The organism is Alienimonas chondri, from assembly GCF_013036045.1.
Lineage (GTDB): Bacteria > Planctomycetota > Planctomycetia > Planctomycetales > Planctomycetaceae > Alienimonas > Alienimonas chondri.
Window position 1 is genome coordinate 1 of sequence record NZ_WTPX01000055.1, and the last position, 18318, is coordinate 18318.

The following is an 18318-nucleotide window of genomic DNA, read 5'->3' on the forward strand; positions in this document are numbered from 1 at the left end:
GACTTCCCCCGGCCCGCCCCGGACCGCCGACCAGAGGCAGATTCGATGACGTTCGCCGCCGACATGACCGCCGCCGACGCCACCGTCGCGGAGGCGCTCGCCGCCCACACGCTCTCCAGCCAAACGGTCCGCCGTTTGATGGCGGCCGACGGCTATCTGCAACTCGGTCTGCCCGCCGCCGCCTTGGCGGAATTGGATCGAGTCGAACATGCCGGTCCGCTGGAAAGCGCCCGCGATTACCTCGTCGGGCAGGCTCTGATGGCCGACGATCGGCATGAGGACGCCCTCGAACCGCTGACTCGTGCCGCCGTGGCGATCCCCGCCCCGTGGAATCGGGCTGCCTACGAATGCCTGACCGAGTGCTTCCGGGCCACCGGCCACGACGAACTCGCCGAGGTCACGGACCTGTGGGGCGACGACGACGGGATTCCCCCCGGCTTCGACCCGGATGCGGAAGTTTCCGCTCAAACCGCGGCCGACCGGATGCGGTTCGTCAGTGACTTCGATCCCGCCGAGGCCGCCGCCGAAGCGTTCGAAGCCGAAGAGACCGCTTGGAGCGAAGCCGAGGACTTCGGCGACGCTGCCGACCTCTCTCAGGAGGAAGCCGGCCCCGCGCTGTGGGGCGGCGACGGCTGGGGCGGACAGGGCGAACAGTCCCACGAGGCCGGCCTGCGAATGGACGACGCGGACCAGACCGGCGACTTCGCGGCGGACGCCGAGGCCATGGAGCCCGGCCGTCCCCGGGAATGGGACCTCTTCACCTTCGACGGCGGCTTCGGCACGGACGACGGCGACGACGCCCCCCTGCCCCCGCACAGCCGCTGATCGCGAGCCGCTCGACGCGGCTCGTCGGCGAGGGAGTTCCCTCTCGGACTTGAGGCGGACCGGGCTGCTTTGGTGCGGAGTTCCGGCATCCGTGAACGGTGAATCGTTCCACGGGGGTTCGGGTCCGAAATCCGCGCCGGCGGGGTCATGCGAACGTCCCCCGCCGCCCGAAGAGCAGGGTGTGAGTGGTCGACCCGACCCGCGGGCGGCCGCCGGAACCCTCTCCCGCGAGAGTCCCGGCGGTCGCCCGCGATGTTTCGCGAGGCGACTGGCGATGACGACGAGGCCGGTCAGAATGTCGGCGTGCTGCTGACTCTCTCCCCTTCCAAAACGCTCGCGCCGGTCCCCGAGAACGGGGTCTGCGAACCGCCCCTGCCCGGCAAGATCGCGCCGACCGAGCCGCGGCTGCTGGACGACTCGGAGCGTCTGGTGAAACGACTCCGGCGGTTCTCCAAAGCGAATCTCGCCGAGTTGATGGGCGTCAGCGAGAGTCTCGCGGAACTCAATCACGCTCGATTCCGCGACTGGTCTCGGCCGTTCACCGACGAGAACAGTCTCCCCGCCGTGCGGGCCTTCCGCGGCGACGTCTACGACGGCCTCGCCGCCGACGATTGGACCGCGGACGATCTTGCCTTCGCCCAGCCGCGGGTCCGTATCCTCTCCGGGTTGTACGGAGCGCTCCGCCCGCTCGACCGCATTCAGCCGTATCGGTTGGAGATGGGCACGAGGTTTCCGAAGGCCACCAAGGCGAATCCCGGCACGCTGTACGAATTCTGGGGCGATCGCCTCGAATCCCTGCTGAAAGAGGATCTAGCTGCGCTCGACGACGAGCCGATCGTGCTGGATCTCGCCTCCCGCGAATACGCCAAAGCTGCCCCGCTCCCCGGAGTTCACGTCGTCACGCCGGCGTTCAAGGAGGAGAAGGCGGACGGGCCGCCGCGGATCGTCGCCCTGTTCGCCAAGCGTGCCCGCGGGGCGATGGCCCGGTGGGTCGTGAAGGAACGGGCCACGACGCTCGACCGCCTGCTGGAGTTCGACGCCCTCGACTACCGGTACCGTCCGGACCTCTCGAAACCGACCGCCCCCGTCTTCACCCGCCGCTCCGACGGCGTGCGAAGGAGACCCGGCACCTAACCGTCCAAGCCGCCCTTCACTCCCGGTTCGCCGTGTCTGACGACAAGTTCCAACCGCTGCGAGATGCCGGGACCGCCGGCCCGAACTACGGCGTGACCAACGAGCAGGTCGTCGATCGCCTCGCGGAGTGGGATCGTAAATTCGGCTTGGACCTGTCGGACATCGATCGAAATCGCGTCGTCGTGCAGTTCCGTTCGACCCCCGCGGACGTCGCCCCGTTGGCCGACGAGTTGTACCGGCTCTGTCCAGATCTGATCGATCAGCATTACGCGGCGTTCGGCGTCATGTACGAAGACGACGACCCGGCGGATCTGCCGCCCGGCGTGGCGGAGTTGATCGACGGTCTGAGCGTCGACACGTTCGAGGAGGAACACGAGATCGACGGCCCGACCGAATACGGCCTCGAATTGCTCCGCCGAGCGTTGCAACTCGGTCATCCGCTGCCTTTGTGGTGGGACTGAAGGGCGTACGATCGCGGCGTGTCTCCCGTCGCGCTCACCGCCGCCCTCAAGGAACGCTCCGCAGAGTTGGGCTTCACCCTCTGCGGAGTCGCCCCCGCGGCACGGCCGGACACGCTCGACGCGCTGACCGATTGGCTCGCGGCCGGCTTTCACGGCGAAATGGGCTATATGGAGCGTCGCCGCGACGCCTACGCCCATCCCGACGGAGTGCTGCCAGGCGTCAGAAGCGTGGTGATGCTCGCCACGAGCTACCACACCGCAGACCCGCCCGACGCGGTCGACCCGCCGCCCGGCTTCGGCAAAGTCGCCCGCTACGCCCGCGGCGGCGTCGATTACCACGACTTGCTCCGCCAGCGGATGAAGCCGCTCGCCGCCCTGCTCCACGAGCACAATCCTGGCGGCCGGACGCGGACGGTGGTGGATACCGCCCCCCTGCTCGAACGGGATTTCGCCCGCCGGGCCGGTCTCGGCTGGTTCGGCAAGAACACCCTGCTGCTCAACAAGCGAGCCGGCAGCTACCTGTTGCTCTCGGCGATACTCACGGACGCCCTGCTCGATTACGACCCGCCGCACGAGTCCGCCCACTGCGGCACCTGTACGGCTTGCCTCGACGCCTGCCCGACGGACGCCTTCATCGCCCCGCATGTGTTGGACGCTCGCCGGTGCATCTCGTACCTCACCATCGAGGCGAAGGAACCGATCCCGGACGACCTGAAGGACGGCTGCGGCGACTGGCTGTTCGGTTGCGACATCTGCCAGGAAGTTTGTCCTTGGAACCGCAAACCGGCTCGCACGACCGACCCGGCCTTCGCCCCCCGCCCCGACCTCGCCCCCGCGAGCGCCGCCGCGATCGTCGCGATGAGCGACGCCGACCTGCACGCCGCCTTCGACGGCACCCCGCTCGACCGCCCCGGCCCCGACGGCCTGCGCCGCAATGCGGAGAACGTCCTGCGCAACACGGGAGTCAATGACTCCGGGCTGACTCCCTCGCCGACTCCCCCACCAGAGACAAGCGGGTCGACGCCCGCCGCGCTAGACTGACGCCATGCCCGTATCCACCGATCCGCAGACTGCCCGCTCCGGCCCGCCGACGGCGATCCGCGTGCATGGCGCCGCCCGAGTCCTCGAACTGGAGTGGCCGGACCTTTCGGCTCGCCTGCCGTTTCGGGCGCTGCGAATCGCCTGCCCCTGTGCGGCGTGCGTCTCGGAGACGACCGGCCGGCGCCTGCTCGATCCGGCGACCGTGCCGGACACGATCGCCCCGCAGGAGGTCGCCCTCGCCGGTAACTACGCCCTGCGGGTGACGTGGCAGGGCGGGCATGACACGGGCCTGTTCACCTGGCCCTACCTCCGCGAGATCGCCGCCGCCGCGAACGCCGCCTGAACCGCCCGCCGAACGGCTTCCCGCCCGTAATCAAAATGTACGAAGTCGAACTGAAGTTCCCGCTCCCGCCGGGCGACGCTGCCGACGCGGTTCTCGCGGCCCTCGCGGATCGGGGAGCTAAGTTCGGCGAACCGGTCACGCAATCAGACATCTACTTCAATCACCCGGTACGTGACTTCGCGGAAACAGACGAAGCGTTGCGGGTGCGGGTCGTCACCGGCTCCGACGGCGTCCCCCACGGCCGGATGACCTACAAGGGGCCGAAGGTGGACGCGACCACCAAAACACGGGAGGAGTTTGAGCCGAAACTCGCTGCCGGGGCAAAGGAAGTGGACGTCCTCACCGAAGCGTTGAAGCGACTGGGCTTCCGGGAGGTATTCACCGTGACCAAGTCCCGGAGAACGGCGCACGTCGCTCAGGCCGATTCGCCCAGCGGTGCATTCCGATATGAGGTGACGCGCGATCTCGTCGAGGGACTGGGCGAGTACTTGGAAATCGAAGCGTCGGCGGAGGAGAAGACGCTCGATGCGACCCGGGACGCTCTACTGGCGTTCGCGGCGGAACTCGGTCTGAAAAAAAGCGAACGGCGTAGCTACCTGGGCTTGTTGCTCGATGGCGCCGCAGGCGCCACGGATGGGGGATGACCGATGAGGTGCGGTTCTGTTCAGTAGTTTTTTGCCCGAGACGAGCGATTCGCCGTTGCGAGACACTGAACGCACCAATACCATTCGTTAGTTCAGTGGTGGCCGTCCGTGCGGCGCCACTTCCCCTGACGGATGGAAGAACCGATGCCCACCGCCCGTTTCACCACCATCACCCGGCCATCGCACGCCTCCGGATCGTCGCTCGGCTCCGGGCGGCGGATCGATTTCATCGCCTTCATGGCGGCGAAGTTGAACGCCACCCCGGCGGAAGTCGCGGCCGCTCAGGCCGCGGCCCAAGCGATGCGGGCGAAGCTCGACGGCTTCGCCTCCGTCCCGCAGGCAGCCCCGCGGCGTCACGACGGGCGGTTGCCCTTCCCGCCCTTCGATACCCCCACGCCCGCCGCGGCCCCGGCGGACGCGGTCACGGATCGTCGATACACTCGCACCGCCGCTTGACGCGTTCGCGTCCATTCGTCGCCGCCGTCCCGTCTCATACGTCCCCCTCCGAAAGCTGAACCGTTGGCCAAGAACCGCGTGAAGAACGTCCCCAGCCGGAACGGCCGCGGCTCCGGCGAGGACACCGCCGCTGTCCTCGCCAATGCGATGGGCCAGATCGAGAAAGCCTTCGGCGAAGGCTCGATCATGCGGTTGGACAAGGACTCCGGGAACGCTGGCGTCCCCGGCATCCCGACCGGCGCCCTCTCGCTGGACCTTGCCCTGGGCGGCCGCGGCCTGCCGAAGGGGCGGATCATCGAAATCTACGGCCCGGAGAGCAGCGGCAAGACGACGCTCGCCCTGTCGGTGGTCGGCAATGCGCAGAAGAGCGGCGGCGTCGCCGCGTTCATCGACGCCGAACACGCCCTCGATCCCAGCTGGGCGAAGCGGCTGGGTGTGAACCTCGAGGACCTGCTCGTCTCGCAGCCGTCGTACGGCGAGGAGGCGTTGCAGATCGCGGAAATGCTGATCAAAAGCAACGCCGTGGATGTGGTCGTCGTCGACTCCGTCGCCGCCCTCGTCCCGAAGGCGGAGTTGGACGGCGAGATCGGCGACACGCACGTCGGCCTGCAGGCCCGCATGATGAGTCAGGCGATGCGAAAGCTGACCGGGGCCATCTCCCGCAGCAAATGCACCGTCATCTTCATTAACCAGATCCGCGAGAAGATCGGGGTGATGTTCGGCTCGCCGGAGACGACCCCCGGCGGTCGGGCGCTGAAGTTCTACTGTTCGGTCCGCATCGACGTGCGGCGGATCGCGACGCTCAAGGACGGCGACGTCACGACCGGCATCCGTATGAAGGCGAAGGTCGTCAAGAACAAGGTCGCCCCGCCGTTCCGCATCGCGGAGTTCGACATGCTCAGCGACTCCGGCATCTCCTACGAAGGCGACCTGCTGGACCTGGCGGTCGAAGATAAGCTGATTCAGAAGAGCGGTTCGTGGTTCAGCCACGGCGAGACCCGCATCGGTCAGGGGCGGGAGCGGGCGCGGATGTTCCTGGTGGAGAACCCGGACGTGGCGGCCTCGATCCGCGAGGGCGTGCTCAAGGCTCGCGGCGTCGAAGACCCCGAGAGTCAGGGCGAGGACGCGGAACCCGCCGCCGTCGAAGCCGAGTGACCGCCGCCCCCCGCCGAGACCGCCGGTGACGCTCCTGCTCCTCGCCGCTTCGCTGACCGTTCCGCCCTGTGCTAACGTGGCGGGCGGGGGCGCTGTGGTCGAGGTTCGAGTGTCGCGGCCCGCGACGCGGCCGGTCGGCCCCTTCGATGTGCGGGGAGAGGAAGTTCTGGCGGAGCAGTTCGGAGTTGTTTTAACCGGGCCGTCGGGCGATCCGGTCGTTCTGACGACGTTCCGGGCCGCGGCGTTCGCCCCCACGGCGAACGAGTTGCGGGATCGCGGTCGGGCGCCGGGAGACGTGCGTGCCTTCGTCCGCCTGCCGGGCGGGCGGTCGTTCCCGGCGGGCGTGCTCGCCGCCGACGCGCATAGCGGACTCGCGACGTTCGAGTTCACGACGTCCCACCCGCCTCTATCGACCGTTCGTCTCTCAGCGGCAGCCGTCGAACCGGACGACGTGCTTTGTCTCCCACTTGGCGAAGGGCAGGCGGGAACCGCCCGGACGATCGCCGCGATCGGCCTCTCCTATCCCGCCGCCGCGGCGGGCACCGGGGCGGGCTGGTCCCGTGACGATCCCGGCCCCGGCGTGCTGCATGCGTTCGGGACGCTGACGGAGCTGGCGCCTCCCCCGCCGCCCGGTTCCTCCGGCCGGGGCGTGTTCACCGAAGAGGGGGAGTTGGTCGGCCTGCTCGTCGAGCCGAACGACGGCGAGGCGTTGCCGCCGCGGATGGTTCCGCTGACCGGGGCGTTCCGCCGAATCATGGACGGGTTGGCGGCCGGGGAGCCGGTCGGATACGGCCTGCTCGGAGTCGAACCGGCGACGATCACGGCGGACGCGACGTTCGCCGTACTGGGCGAGCAGGCCCCGCCCGGGGCGGCGCTGCTGGACGACGTGCGCGGCTCCAGCCCGGCGGAGGCCGCCGGCCTGGGTCGAGGGGACTGGATCGTCGGGTTCACCGACCCGGACGGCATCGCGGCGCCGGTGCGGTCTGCGGCGGACCTCGTGCGGCTGGTCGCGTTGTCGCCGCCGGGGGCGAAGGTTTCGTTGGAGGCGATCACTCCTCGCACCGGCGAGCGGCGCACGGCGACTGTGACGCTTGCCGCCGCGGCGACCGGCCGGGCGGCGGGGGGATGGCCGGCCGTGCATTCCGTGCCGCGGGGGATTGCGGTGCGGAGCGTCCGGGTCGATTGGCCGACTGCCGCCGCCCTCGTTCCGCCGGGCGAACCGCTGCCGACCGGCGCGTTCGTCATTCTGGTCGACGACGAGGCTCAACCGGCGGATAGTTCGATCGTGCGTCCGCTGCGAGTCGGGGATCGGGTCGTCGCCGTGAACGGGGAGACCATCGGGTCACCCATGGAGTTCGCCGCGGCGGTCGCGGAGGCGACGGGGCCGGTCTCCGTTCGGCTGTCGGACGGCGCCGCGGCGGTTCTTCCCTAGCGTGTTTCAGTCCCGGTTCTGTCCCGGCTCTCTTCAGAAGCGGAACCGGCCCGGCATTGGGGGCGTTCCCGCCGGCCGGTACCCTGCCCCGCCCGATACTCCACGCCTCCCGAACGCGCCGCTTGTCGGCCACGGCGGACTGAAGCCCGATGAAGACCGACGACCTCCGCGCCGCCTACCTCGATTTCTTCGAGACGAAGGGCTGCGTCCGCCGTCCCAGCGACGTCCTCGTTCCGAAGGACGACCCGACCGTGCTGTTCACCCCCGCGGGGATGAATCAGTTCAAAGCGGAGTTCCTGGGCCTCGGCAAGCCGGACTTCAAGAAGGCCGTCACCAGCCAGAAGTGCCTGCGAACCGGGGACATCGAGAACGTCGGCGTCACGGCTCGGCACCACACATTCTTCGAGATGCTGGGCAATTTCTCCTTCGGAGACTACTTCAAGCGGGAGGCGATCCTGTGGGCGTGGGAGTTCCTCACCTCCAAGCAGTGGCTCGGGATGAACCCCGACGAACTGAACGTCACGGTGTATGAGGACGACGACGAAGCCGCCGCGATCTGGGCCGACGAAGTCGGCCTCGAAGAGGTCCGCATCCGCCGCCACGGCGAGCATGACAACTTCTGGCCGGCCGGCGCCCCGACGAACGGCCCGGACGGCGTCTGCGGCCCGTGCAGCGAGATCTTCCATCACCCCGGCGGGTTCAACCCTGCGAACGAAGGGACGGAGATCTGGAATCTCGTCTTCACCCAGTTCGAGCGGACCGGCGCCCCGCCGAACAACCTCAAGCCGTTGCCGGCGAAGAACATCGACACCGGCATGGGCCTCGAACGGACCGCCGCGGTCCTGCAGGGCGTGAAGGCCAATTTTGAGATCGACACCCTCCGCCCGTTGTGCGAAGCCGCCGCCGCCGCGGTCGGCGTGCCCTACGACTACGACGCCAAAACCGGCCGCCCGGTCCGCCGGATCGCGGACCACGCTCGCGCCGTCACGATGGCGATTCACGAAGGCGTTCGGCCGGGCAACAACCTCGAAGAGTACGTCGTCAAGCAGTTGCTCCGGCGGGCCTCGCTGGAGGGCTACCTGCTGGGGCGGGCGGAGCCGTTCCTGTATTCGCTGGTCGAGCCGGTCGTCGACAGCCTGAAGATCGCCTACCCGGAACTGACGCAGACCCTCGCCAGCACCGTCGACACGGTGAAGGCCGAGGAGGAACGCTTCCTCGCCACCGTCGAACGCGGCCTGCGTCGGTTCGATTCCGCGGTGAAGCGGGCCGCGGACGACGGCCAGTCCACGATCGACGGCGACGCCGCGTGGGAATTGCACGGCACCTACGGCGTGCTGATCGAGATGACCGAGGCGATGGCCGCCCGCCGCAACCTGAAGGTCGATCGCAAGCGGTTCGAGGCGCTGCGTGAGGAACACGAGACGACCAGCAAAGGCACCGGCCGCACCGGGTTCGACGACGTCATGTCCGCTGGGCCGTTGGACGCCCTCAAGAAGGAGCACGGCGAGACCGAGTTCCTCGGCTACGAGCAGACCGAGTCCGACGCCGTGCTGCTGGGCATCGTCGCCCAGAAACGGCTGGTCCGGTCGCTGGACCAGATTTCCCTAGAAGACGGCGGCCACGCGGAGCCGGTCGGCGTGATCCTCGACCGCACTCCGTTTTACGCGGAGGCCGGCGGTCAGGTCGGCGACCTCGGAGAGATCACGGCCGGAGACATGCGGTTCCGCGTCACCGACACGCAGAAGCAGAGCGGGCTGACGGTGCACCTCGGGCACCTCGAAGCCGGCGTGTTGAACGCCGGGGAGTCGGTCCACGCCGCGGTGGACGCCGATCGGCGGTCGGCGATTCGGCGGGCGCACTCGGCCACGCACCTGCTGCACCACGCCCTGCACGAGACGATCGGCAAGGACGCGACCCAGCGCGGCAGCGTCGTCGAGCCGGACCGGTTGCGGTTCGACTTCGCCCACCGGCAGGCCGTCACGCCGGAGGAACTGGAGCAGATCGAAGACCGCGTGAACTCGCTGGTGATGGGCGGCTCGCCGATCGATACGCGGGTGATGGACCTCGAAGAGGCCAAGACGCAGGGGGCGATGATGCTGTTCGGCGAGAAATACCCGGACCGCGTGCGGGTCGTGAACGCCGGGGGCTTTTCGATTGAATTCTGCGGCGGCACGCACGCCACGAACACCGGTCAGCTGGGGCTGTGCCGGGTCGTCAGCGAGGAGAGCGTCGGCACCGGCGTCCGCCGCATCACCGCGGTGACCGGCCCGCGGGCGATCCGCGAGGCCCGGGAGGCCGGCGCCGTGCTAAAGCAGGCCGCGGAGATCCTGAAGGCGGGCAAGCCGGAGGAGTTGCCGGGCCGGGCGACGGCGTTGCAGGAGGAGTTGAAGGAGGCCCGCAAGCAGCTTGCCGTCGCCACGGCCAAAAGCGCCGCCGGCGGGGCCGAGGAGCTGTTGGAGCAGGCGGAGACGGTTGCGCTGGCCGACGGCACGACGGCGAAGATCATCGCCCACGACCTGAACGGCGCCCCCCGCGAGGCGCTGCGGACGTTGGCGGACACGCTCCGCAAGAAGGGCGAAGCCGCCGGCACCCCGGTCGCGTTGATCCTGGGCACGGCGGTCGACGGCAAGGTGGCCCTGCTGGCCGCCGTCTCCCCCGCCCTGGTCAAACTCGGCGTGAAAGCCGGCGACGCGGTGAAGGTCGCGGCGAAAGAGGTCGGCGGCGGCGGCGGCGGCCGGCCGGATCTGGCCGAGGCCGGGGGAAAGAATCCTAAGGGGCTGACAAACGGACTTAACGCAGCACAGAAACACTTTCTCGACGGTTTCGGCGATTAGCAGGACAGATTACGCAGCATAGTAACCGCTATGGTTTCCGTTCGCGGCGGCGTGCAATGCTTATACTTAATTGCCCTGCCGCCGGCTTCACACCCCATATCTACGGAAGAACCGTTCGATGCCCAAGGCAACGAAAGGCAGAGCCCGCAACCCTGGAAATCGTGTCGCCGATCGACGCTCCTCGACTGAGGTGCCCGGCCAGAGCAACATCCGAAAGCGAACCGATAAGTGGCGTGAGCCGTTGAGATTACTTACCGGCGTCGTCGGAGACGATGATTCAGCGGCAAAAAATATCGCCAAGCTAAGCGAAGAACTAAAGGCAGAGGATACCCCAGAGGAAGGCACCTACACACTTATCCAGAGCTGCCGCGAGCTAATATATGACGTAGACGGCGACAAGCCAGTCTTCCACATGATCGCATATGCAATCAATACCAACTTGGAGATTTGCGCTTTGCATCTTATGGACATGCTAGTCGGCGAAGGCAAAGCGGGTGAAGATAAGAATGCAGTGGAGCGTGAGATAGTGAGCACTCTAGCGATGGCGAGTGCAGCAGAGGTCCCTGTGTATTGCAACACGCCGAACTTAGAGCCTGAACTGGCTCGTTATCACCGGAAGATGCTGTTGGAAGGATTCCAAATCCCGGACGCGGAAGGAAAGTTGTCGCGGTTCAAGCTTACCGCTTCTCCTGGGACGCTCGTGGACTCGGCAGATTACCTCAGAGAAGCGACTGGGACCCGCGGGTACGCGCCAGCTGAATTATTACTGATGCGCGAGGCCGTCTCCGCTGAACTTACTCGACTAAGCACCGCGGACAGATTGCTGTCCTCACTTTCATATGCAATTGATGAACTTCGAGCGAGGTTGGACACAGAGTCTCGCAACGAGTATAGCCTACAGGAATGGATCACCGAAAATCCGATTCTATTCGGCGCGGAGTACAGCCAAATCATCCCGAAACATCGGCTGGGATCCGAGTACGAGATGGACTATGCCCTGGTCCGCCATTCAGGCCTAATCGATCTAGTCGAGCTAGAATCCTCTAACTTAGAGCTATACACGAAGAACGAGCATCCTCGCAGCGAACTCGTTCATGCAGAACAGCAGGTTTTAGATTGGCATGAATGGCTGGAGGAGAATGGACCATACGCACGCCAGCGTTTGCCAAATGCGTATTCCCCGCGAGGCTTTGTCATCCTCGGACGCGACTCGATGCTAACAAATCGCACACGCACTAAGCTTCGCCGTCGGAACCTCGCGTTCGGAGAGTCCATCCAGATCATGACTTATGACGACTTGCTTGCAAGAGCAATGGGCCTTTTGGACGTCCTGCAGGAAGCTTGACTACTATTGGGTGCCGGCGGGCGGGTGGCACTGAACGCCGTGAGCTTGGCAGCGGCTCATTGGGGCGACACCTCTTGTCTCTCATGGGCTTACGACAAGGTAGAGGGGCGCAGTTTTCCGCTGCTACGGGGTGTTTGCGGACGGCGGAGAACCCGGATTTGCCCTCCAACCGGCCGCGGTTCCCGTGTTAGAGATCATCTGCGAACGCCGAAACTCGACCGAGTCCGGGCCGAAACAAGACAAAAGCGCGCTCCTCGCATGCGTCACAACTCATTGTCCGGTAATTGCTTGCGTCCCAGGAACGGGCCTTCAAGCTCACGGCGTTCGGTGGCACTGGCGTCTCGCCTTAGGTTTCATCGCATCTTTACAGTGTCTTGCTGGTAGGGATTTCTAGGTGGTGGACGAACAGCCATCGCTGCCTCCTTCACCTTGCCAGCAGGCCTTCCACGACCAGCGTTCGGAGATGTGACGAAACCTAAGGCGAGACGCCAGTGGCACGCTGCAATGTCCGCCTCTCCTGCTCTCACGGGTCTCTGCTGCCCTTCGACACTGATTGACGGCGGACGGCGCCGGGCTTGAGGCGCTCGGAGCGGCCTCTGGCGTTGGCGGGCGGGGGACGGGACGATGGGGCTTTCGGCCGGTCGACGGCCTCTCACGCCTCTGGAGCAGCGGTATGGCGCTCGATACGACGGCCCTCGCCACGCGTTGGTTCGAGGAGGTTTGGAACCATCGCCGCGCCGAGACGATCGACGAGTTGCTGACCGCGGAAAGCGTCTGCCATACCGACGACGGCCCGGTTTGCGGGCCGGACGGCTTTAAGCAGCGGCTCTATCACCCGTTGCTGGCCGCGTTCCCGGACCTGCGCATTCAGGTCGAAGGCGTCCTCGCCCAGGACGATCAGGTCGTGGTGCGGTGGAGCGCCGTCGGGGTCCACAGCGGCGAGGGGCTGGGCTTCCCGCCGACGCAGGATTCCGCCTCCTTCCGCGGCATCACCTGGGTGCGGATCTGCGACGGCAAGTTCCAGGAAGCGTGGCAGACCTCCAACATCCCGGAAGTCCTGCGCACGCTCTCGGCGAAGGCGCTCGCGTAACGTCGCTCCCCCACGGCCCGGTCCCGCCGGCCGGGATCTCGTGCCCCCCTCCCCCATCAAGCCTTCGCCATGACGCGGTCCCTCACATTGCTCGGGTGTCTGCTGGTCTCAGCCGGGGCGGAGGAGGCGCCGGCGCCGGGGGAACGGCTCGACCTCTCCCACTGGTACCTCACGCTGCCGGTGGACACGGCCCGGCCGGGGAAACCGGACGAGATCGAACAGCCGGAGTTGGCGACCTTCGTCGACCCGCGGTTCTTCTACGTCTCCCAGACGCCGGCCGGCGTGGCGTTTCGGGCGCCCTGCGGCGGGGACACGACGAAAAGCTCCGGGTTCCCCCGCTGCGAACTGCGGGAGTTGAACGCCGAGACCGGCAAGGACGCCTGCTGGGGCACGGACGACGGCGGCCGGCACACGATGGTCGCGACGCTCGCCGTCACCGCCCTGCCCCCCGTCAAACAGCACGTGGTCTGCGCTCAGATTCACGACAAGGAGGACGACATCTGCATGATCCGGTTGGAGGGCCAGAAGCTGTTCGTGGAGCGGAATGACCTCGGCGACGTGCGGCTGGATTCGGACTACGCGCTCGGCACGCCCTTCACGGTGAAGATCGAGGCGGCAGGCGGCGCCGTCCGCGTCTGGTACGACGACGAGTTGAAGCTGACGTGGAAGACCAAGGCGAAGGGCTGCTACTTCAAAGCCGGGTGCTACACGCAGTCAAACGTCTCCAAGGGGGACGCGGCGGACTCGTACGGGGAGGTGGTCATCTCCGCCCTGAAGGTGACGCACGCCCGGGAGGATTCCGCGGCGGATGCGGCGTCGGATTGAAGGGACGGGGGGCGGCGGGGATGATCGATCCTTCCCCGCCCCGTCTCTCATCGGTTCTCTGTCGTCGTGCGTATCGCTCTCGGTCAGATGGACTGCGTCGTCGGGAATGTGGCCGCGAACGCGGCGCGGATCGACCGCTTTGCTCGGGAGGCGGCGGCGGAGGGCTGCGAGGCGCTGTTCCTCCCCGAACTGTCGGACACCGGCTACGACGGCGACGCCGCCCGGGAGCATGCCGACGAATGGCCGGGGACCGGCTACGACGCGGTGCGGAACGCCGCGACGACGCACGGACTCGCGGTGATCTGCGGCGTGGCGGAGCACGTCGGCGGGACGCTGCACAACGGCCTCGCGGCGATCGACTCCAGCGGGGAGCGGATCGCGAAGTACCGCAAGCTGTTCCTGTTCGACGGCGCCGGGGCGTGGGAGCCGGAGACGTTCACGCCGGGCGAGGAGGCGGTCGTCTGCGACCTCGCCGGGCAGCGGTGGGGCTTGTCGATCTGCTATGACCTGCGATTCCCGGAGCAGTACCGGGCGTTGACGGCCCTCGGCGCGACGGCGCTGGTGAACTGCTCCGCGTGGCCGAACGTGCGGTGGGAGCACTGGGATCTCCTCACGCGGGCGCGAGCGGTGGAGAATCAGGCGTTTTTCATCGGCGTGAACCGCTGCGGGACGGATATCCCGACGAACGGTGACGGTCTGACGTTCGCCGGCCGCAGCCGGGTCGTGGCGCCGACGGGCGAACTCCTCGCCGAGGCCGGCCCGACGGGGGAGGCGCTGGTCGTCGCCGATCTCGATTTCAACACGGTGGCGTCGTTCCGCACGCTGCTTCCCGCGCTCGCGGCTCGACGGCCGACGCTCTTCACGGACTCCCCTCCCCCTTCCTGATTGCACGCCGTGGTTTCGACGCTGCTCCTCGCCCTGCCGCTGCTCGCCGCCGGTTCGGCCGAATCGTCCGCGCCGCGGCCGAACGTCCTGCTGATTCTCGCGGACGATCTGGGGGTCGAGGCGCTGGGGTGCTACGGCGGCACGTCGTACGAGACGCCGAACCTCGATCGCCTGGCGGCGGGCGGGCGGCGATTCACGCACTGCTTTTCCAACCCGTACTGCTCCCCGTCGCGGGCCGAGTTGCTGACGGGCCGCGAGCCGCTGCACAACGGCATCCCCCGGGTGATCTTCGATCCGCAGAACCATCGGGAGTTCCTCGATCCGGCCCGCGAACAAACCGTCGCGAACCTGTTTCGCGACGCCGGCTACGCCACGGCCGCGGCGGGCAAATGGCAGCTGTCGTTCCTCACGCAGCGCGACACGCCGCACGCGTTGGGGTTCGATCGCTCGCAGTTCTGGCCGATCCAGATTGAGGGATCGCGGACGTCGCGATTCGCCGAGCCGAGCTTCTGGGGCGACCGCCCGGACGGCACGCGCGGCCCGTGGTCGAAGCCCGACGCCTACGGGCCGGATGAATACAACGCCTTCGTGCAGGCCGAGATCGATCGGGCGAGCACCGCGGAGGAGCCGTTCTTTATCTACTACGCGATGCTGCTGCCGCACTTCCCCTGGGAGCCGACGCCGGACTCCGACGATCCCCTCAAGCGGACCTCCTCGCTGGCGACGAGTTCCAAAGGGAACCTCAAGTACCTCCCGGACATGGTGGCCTACATGGACCGCCTCGTCGGTCAGACGTTGTCGCACCTGGAGGAAGCGGGAGCGTTGGAGAACACGGTCGTCGTGTTCCTCGGCGACAACGGCTGCGACGTCGGCGTCACGTCGAAGCGGACGGTGCCCGGCCCCGACGGGCCGCGGATCGTCGTCGTCCCCGGCGGTAAAGGCACGCTGACGGATGCCGGGACCCGCGTGCCGCTGATCGTCTCCTGGCCGGGAACCGTCGATCCGGGAGTCGACGAAGGGCTGGTCGAGTTCAGCGACGTCCTGCCGACGCTGGCGGATCTGTGCGACCTGCCGGCGCCCCGCAATCCGATCAACGGCGTCAGCTTCGCGGACCGCCTCGGGGTCCCCGGGATGGAAGACCGGCCGGACCGGACATGGGTGCACATTCAGGACAAATCCCGTCGGCAGGTGCGTTCCCGCACCCACATCCTCACCGATCGGGGGGCGTTCCGGCCGGTGATCGGTCCCGGCGAGAGACCGGCCGCTCCGCTGTCGGGAGCGCTCTCCCCTGAGTTGCAGGCCGAGCGAAACCGCCTCGCCGCCGCCTTGCAGGCCGTCGAGACGTTCGACGGCCCGTAGCGAGGCATCTGCACGGATTCGTTCGCACCGAGGTCGCAGCGGCTTCACACTGGTGCCGGCTCCCTTTGAGAAAGAACAATGCCTCGTCGCCTCCACCAGTTCGCATTCTTCGCTGCGGCGCTCTGCACGACCGCGGCCCCCGCTCAATCCGAGGATCGACCGGACGTGGTGGTCGCGGATTTCGAGGGCGAGACTTACGGCGACTGGACCACGACGGGAACCGCCTTCGGCGACGGCCCGGCGGCGGGCACGTTGCCGGGACAGATGGCGGTCGAAGGGTTCCTGGGGAAGCGGCTGGTCAACAGCTTCCACGGCGGAGATCGCCCGGTCGGGACGCTGACCTCGCCGCCGTTCGTCCTCTCGCATGATCACCTCAACCTGCTGGTCGGCGGCGGCGGATACGCCGGGGAAACCTGCGTGAACCTGCGGATCGGCGAGGAGATCGTGCGAACCGCCGTCGGCCCGAACACCGCTCCCGGCGGGAGCGAGCGACTGGAGCCGCGGACCTGGGACGTGAGCGAGTTCCGCGGCCGGTCCGCCCGCATCGAGATCGTCGATGCCCGGACCGGCGGGTGGGGGCATGTGAACGTCGATCAGATCGTGCTCTCGGACGTCGCGGCGGAGGTGCCCCCGCCGCCGGTGACGCTGGAGCGGACGCTGACGGTCGACGGTTCGCACCTGCTCGTGCCGGTAAAGAACCCGGGGGCCGGCGGAGCCGCCGTGCGGCTGGGGCTGTTCGACGGCGAGACGGAGGTGCAGTCGTTCAACGTCCAGCTGCCGACCGACGATGAACCGGACTGGACCGCCGCGTACCCGCTGGCGCCGTTCGACGTGGCCGGCAAAACGCTGACCCTCCGGACGATGGGTCAACCGACGGAGGCAGCCGCCAAAGCGGGGTTCGAACGCATCCGCACCGGTTCGGAAGACGAGGCGCTGGAGCAGGCGGATTGGACCCGGCCCTACCGCAACGCCTTCCACCTCGCCGCCCGTCGGGGCTGGAATAACGACCCGAACGGGCTCGTGTACCACAACGGTCAGTGGCACGTGTTTTATCAGCTCAATCCGTTCGGGATCGCCTGGGGGAACATGCACTGGGGCCACTACACCAGCCCGGATCTCGTGAGCTGGACCGCCCGGCCGATCGCTCTGTTTCAGAACGGCCCCGGCGATGCGATGTTCTCCGGCGGCGGCTTCGTGGACTCGCAGAACTCCGCGGGGCTGGGGAAGGACCGACTGTTCGTCGCGTTCACCAGCACAGGACGCGGGGAGTGCCTGGCGAGCAGCGACGACGGCGTGACCTTCACCGAACTGCCGGAGAACCCGGTCGTGAAGCACTCCGGCCGCGACCCGAAGATCTTCTGGCATGCCCCGACCGAACGATGGGTGATGGCGGTCTACGAGCAGCAGGACACGCCGGAGGTCCGTGCCGTACCCGCCGACACGGACGCGGACGGCAACGCGATTCTGCCGACGGCGCAGATCGCCTTCTACCGGTCGACCGACCTGCGAACGTGGGAACGCACCGGCGCCTTCACCCACCCCGATCGCGGCAGCGTCTTCGAGTGCCCGGAACTGTTCGAGCTCCCCGTCCTGCGGGACGGCGCCCCGACCGACGAGACGAAGTGGATCCTCTACGGAGCGCAGAACCGCTATTTCCTCGGGGCGTTCGACGGGGCGTCGTTTACGGCGGAGAGCGGGCCCCACGGGGATTCGCACGGCGCGTTCTACGCCGCACAGACCTTTAACGACGCGCCGAGCGATCGCCGCGTGCAGATCGGCTGGGTGCGCACGCCCACCTATCTCAAGCAATTCCCCGGCCAGACGGTGAACCAGTGCCTGTCGCTGCCGCACGACCTGACGCTGCACGACACCGCCGACGGTCCTCGGCTGCGGTTCAATCCGGCGCCGGAGATGCTCGGCTTGCGAACCGGCGCCGTGAAGAGTTGGGAGAACCTGACGTCCGAGGCGGCGTCGGCGGCGCTGACGGAGAACGCGGGCCTGCTGACGGAAACGCTGATCCGGTTCGAGAAGGACGGCCGGCACTCGCTGACCGTCGCCGGGATCGACGTCAGCTTCGAGGGGACGTCCGCCCGAATCTTTACTGACCGCACCGTGACGGAGGTCTACGTGGACGGCGGGCGCCGCTACACGGTCCACGCCCGCAGCCCGGACGCATTTGAGGCGAGGACGGGTTCCGTGGGCGAAGGCGACCCGGTCGCGACCCTGACGGTGCACCGGCTGAAATCGATTTGGCCGCCGGCCCAATCACCCTAAACCGCCCATTCTTTCGCCGTCGGGCGAAGCCTCGAACTTCCGGCGCCTGCAGCGACCCGCACCGGCCGCGGTTCTCGTTTACGGAAGGGGTTCTCCGTCGCGCGGGGTGCCCATGGGCCGCCTCGGAATTCCCGGGCTGGCTCGATCGTGCGCACTACGGTCGCTCGGCCGCGATAAGATTGTGACCCCATCAACGAAGACCACCGCGGCCCTCA

16 protein-coding genes are annotated in these 18318 nt (G+C 67.6%); all 16 read left to right on the plus strand.

The window, feature by feature from the left end:
- The coding region (locus LzC2_RS10025) for a hypothetical protein (protein WP_206678648.1) at positions 1 to 825 on the plus strand (825 nt) is incomplete at its 5' end.
- 303 nt (positions 826 to 1128) lie between these two features.
- A complete protein-coding gene (locus LzC2_RS10030; protein WP_206678649.1) occupies positions 1129 to 1959 on the plus strand; it encodes a YaaA family protein in 831 nt (276 codons plus the stop codon).
- A 32-nt stretch (positions 1960 to 1991) separates the two neighbouring features.
- On the plus strand, positions 1992 to 2420 hold the full coding sequence (locus tag LzC2_RS10035; RefSeq protein WP_171186438.1) for a DUF4253 domain-containing protein: 429 nt from the start codon (positions 1992 to 1994) through the stop codon (positions 2418 to 2420).
- 18 nt (positions 2421 to 2438) lie between these two features.
- On the plus strand, positions 2439 to 3461 hold the full coding sequence (gene queG, locus LzC2_RS10040; protein ID WP_171186440.1) for a tRNA epoxyqueuosine(34) reductase QueG: 1023 nt from the start codon (positions 2439 to 2441) through the stop codon (positions 3459 to 3461).
- Between the two features lie 4 nt (positions 3462 to 3465).
- Positions 3466 to 3804 carry a DUF971 domain-containing protein gene (locus LzC2_RS10045; protein ID WP_171186442.1) on the plus strand — a complete coding sequence of 113 codons (339 nt, stop codon included), beginning with the start codon at positions 3466 to 3468 and terminating at the stop codon, positions 3802 to 3804.
- 35 nt (positions 3805 to 3839) lie between these two features.
- Positions 3840 to 4448, plus strand: a complete 609-nt coding sequence (gene cyaB, locus LzC2_RS10050) for a class IV adenylate cyclase (protein ID WP_171186445.1) — start codon at positions 3840 to 3842, stop codon at positions 4446 to 4448.
- Positions 4449 to 4592: 144 nt separating this feature from the next.
- Positions 4593 to 4904: a hypothetical protein gene (locus tag LzC2_RS10055; RefSeq protein ID WP_171186447.1), complete on the plus strand. Its 312-nt coding sequence runs from the start codon at positions 4593 to 4595 to the stop codon at positions 4902 to 4904.
- Between the two features lie 63 nt (positions 4905 to 4967).
- Positions 4968 to 6059, plus strand: coding sequence for a recombinase RecA (recA, locus tag LzC2_RS10060; protein ID WP_261345226.1), 1092 nt, complete (start codon positions 4968 to 4970; stop codon positions 6057 to 6059).
- A 25-nt stretch (positions 6060 to 6084) separates the two neighbouring features.
- The gene (locus LzC2_RS10065) at positions 6085 to 7491 is read left to right on the plus strand and encodes a trypsin-like peptidase domain-containing protein (protein ID WP_171186449.1); all 1407 of its coding nucleotides are present in this window, start codon (positions 6085 to 6087) and stop codon (positions 7489 to 7491) included.
- A gap of 149 nt (positions 7492 to 7640) precedes the next feature.
- Positions 7641 to 10325, plus strand: a complete 2685-nt coding sequence (gene alaS, locus LzC2_RS10070) for an alanine--tRNA ligase (protein WP_171186451.1) — start codon at positions 7641 to 7643, stop codon at positions 10323 to 10325.
- Between the two features lie 118 nt (positions 10326 to 10443).
- Complete coding sequence (locus tag LzC2_RS10075; RefSeq protein WP_171186453.1) at positions 10444 to 11670, plus strand: Shedu anti-phage system protein SduA domain-containing protein; 1227 nt, start codon at positions 10444 to 10446, stop codon at positions 11668 to 11670.
- A gap of 673 nt (positions 11671 to 12343) precedes the next feature.
- Complete coding sequence (locus LzC2_RS10080; protein ID WP_171186455.1) at positions 12344 to 12760, plus strand: ester cyclase; 417 nt, start codon at positions 12344 to 12346, stop codon at positions 12758 to 12760.
- A gap of 69 nt (positions 12761 to 12829) precedes the next feature.
- Positions 12830 to 13585, plus strand: coding sequence for a polysaccharide lyase family 7 protein (locus LzC2_RS10085; protein WP_171186457.1), 756 nt, complete (start codon positions 12830 to 12832; stop codon positions 13583 to 13585).
- Between the two features lie 66 nt (positions 13586 to 13651).
- Positions 13652 to 14470, plus strand: coding sequence for a carbon-nitrogen hydrolase family protein (locus LzC2_RS10090; protein WP_171186459.1), 819 nt, complete (start codon positions 13652 to 13654; stop codon positions 14468 to 14470).
- Positions 14471 to 14479: 9 nt separating this feature from the next.
- The gene (locus LzC2_RS10095) at positions 14480 to 15829 is read left to right on the plus strand and encodes a sulfatase-like hydrolase/transferase (protein WP_171186461.1); all 1350 of its coding nucleotides are present in this window, start codon (positions 14480 to 14482) and stop codon (positions 15827 to 15829) included.
- Positions 15830 to 15907: 78 nt separating this feature from the next.
- Complete coding sequence (locus LzC2_RS10100) at positions 15908 to 18103, plus strand: glycoside hydrolase family 32 protein (RefSeq protein WP_171186463.1); 2196 nt, start codon at positions 15908 to 15910, stop codon at positions 18101 to 18103.
- Positions 18104 to 18318 lie beyond the last annotated feature (215 nt).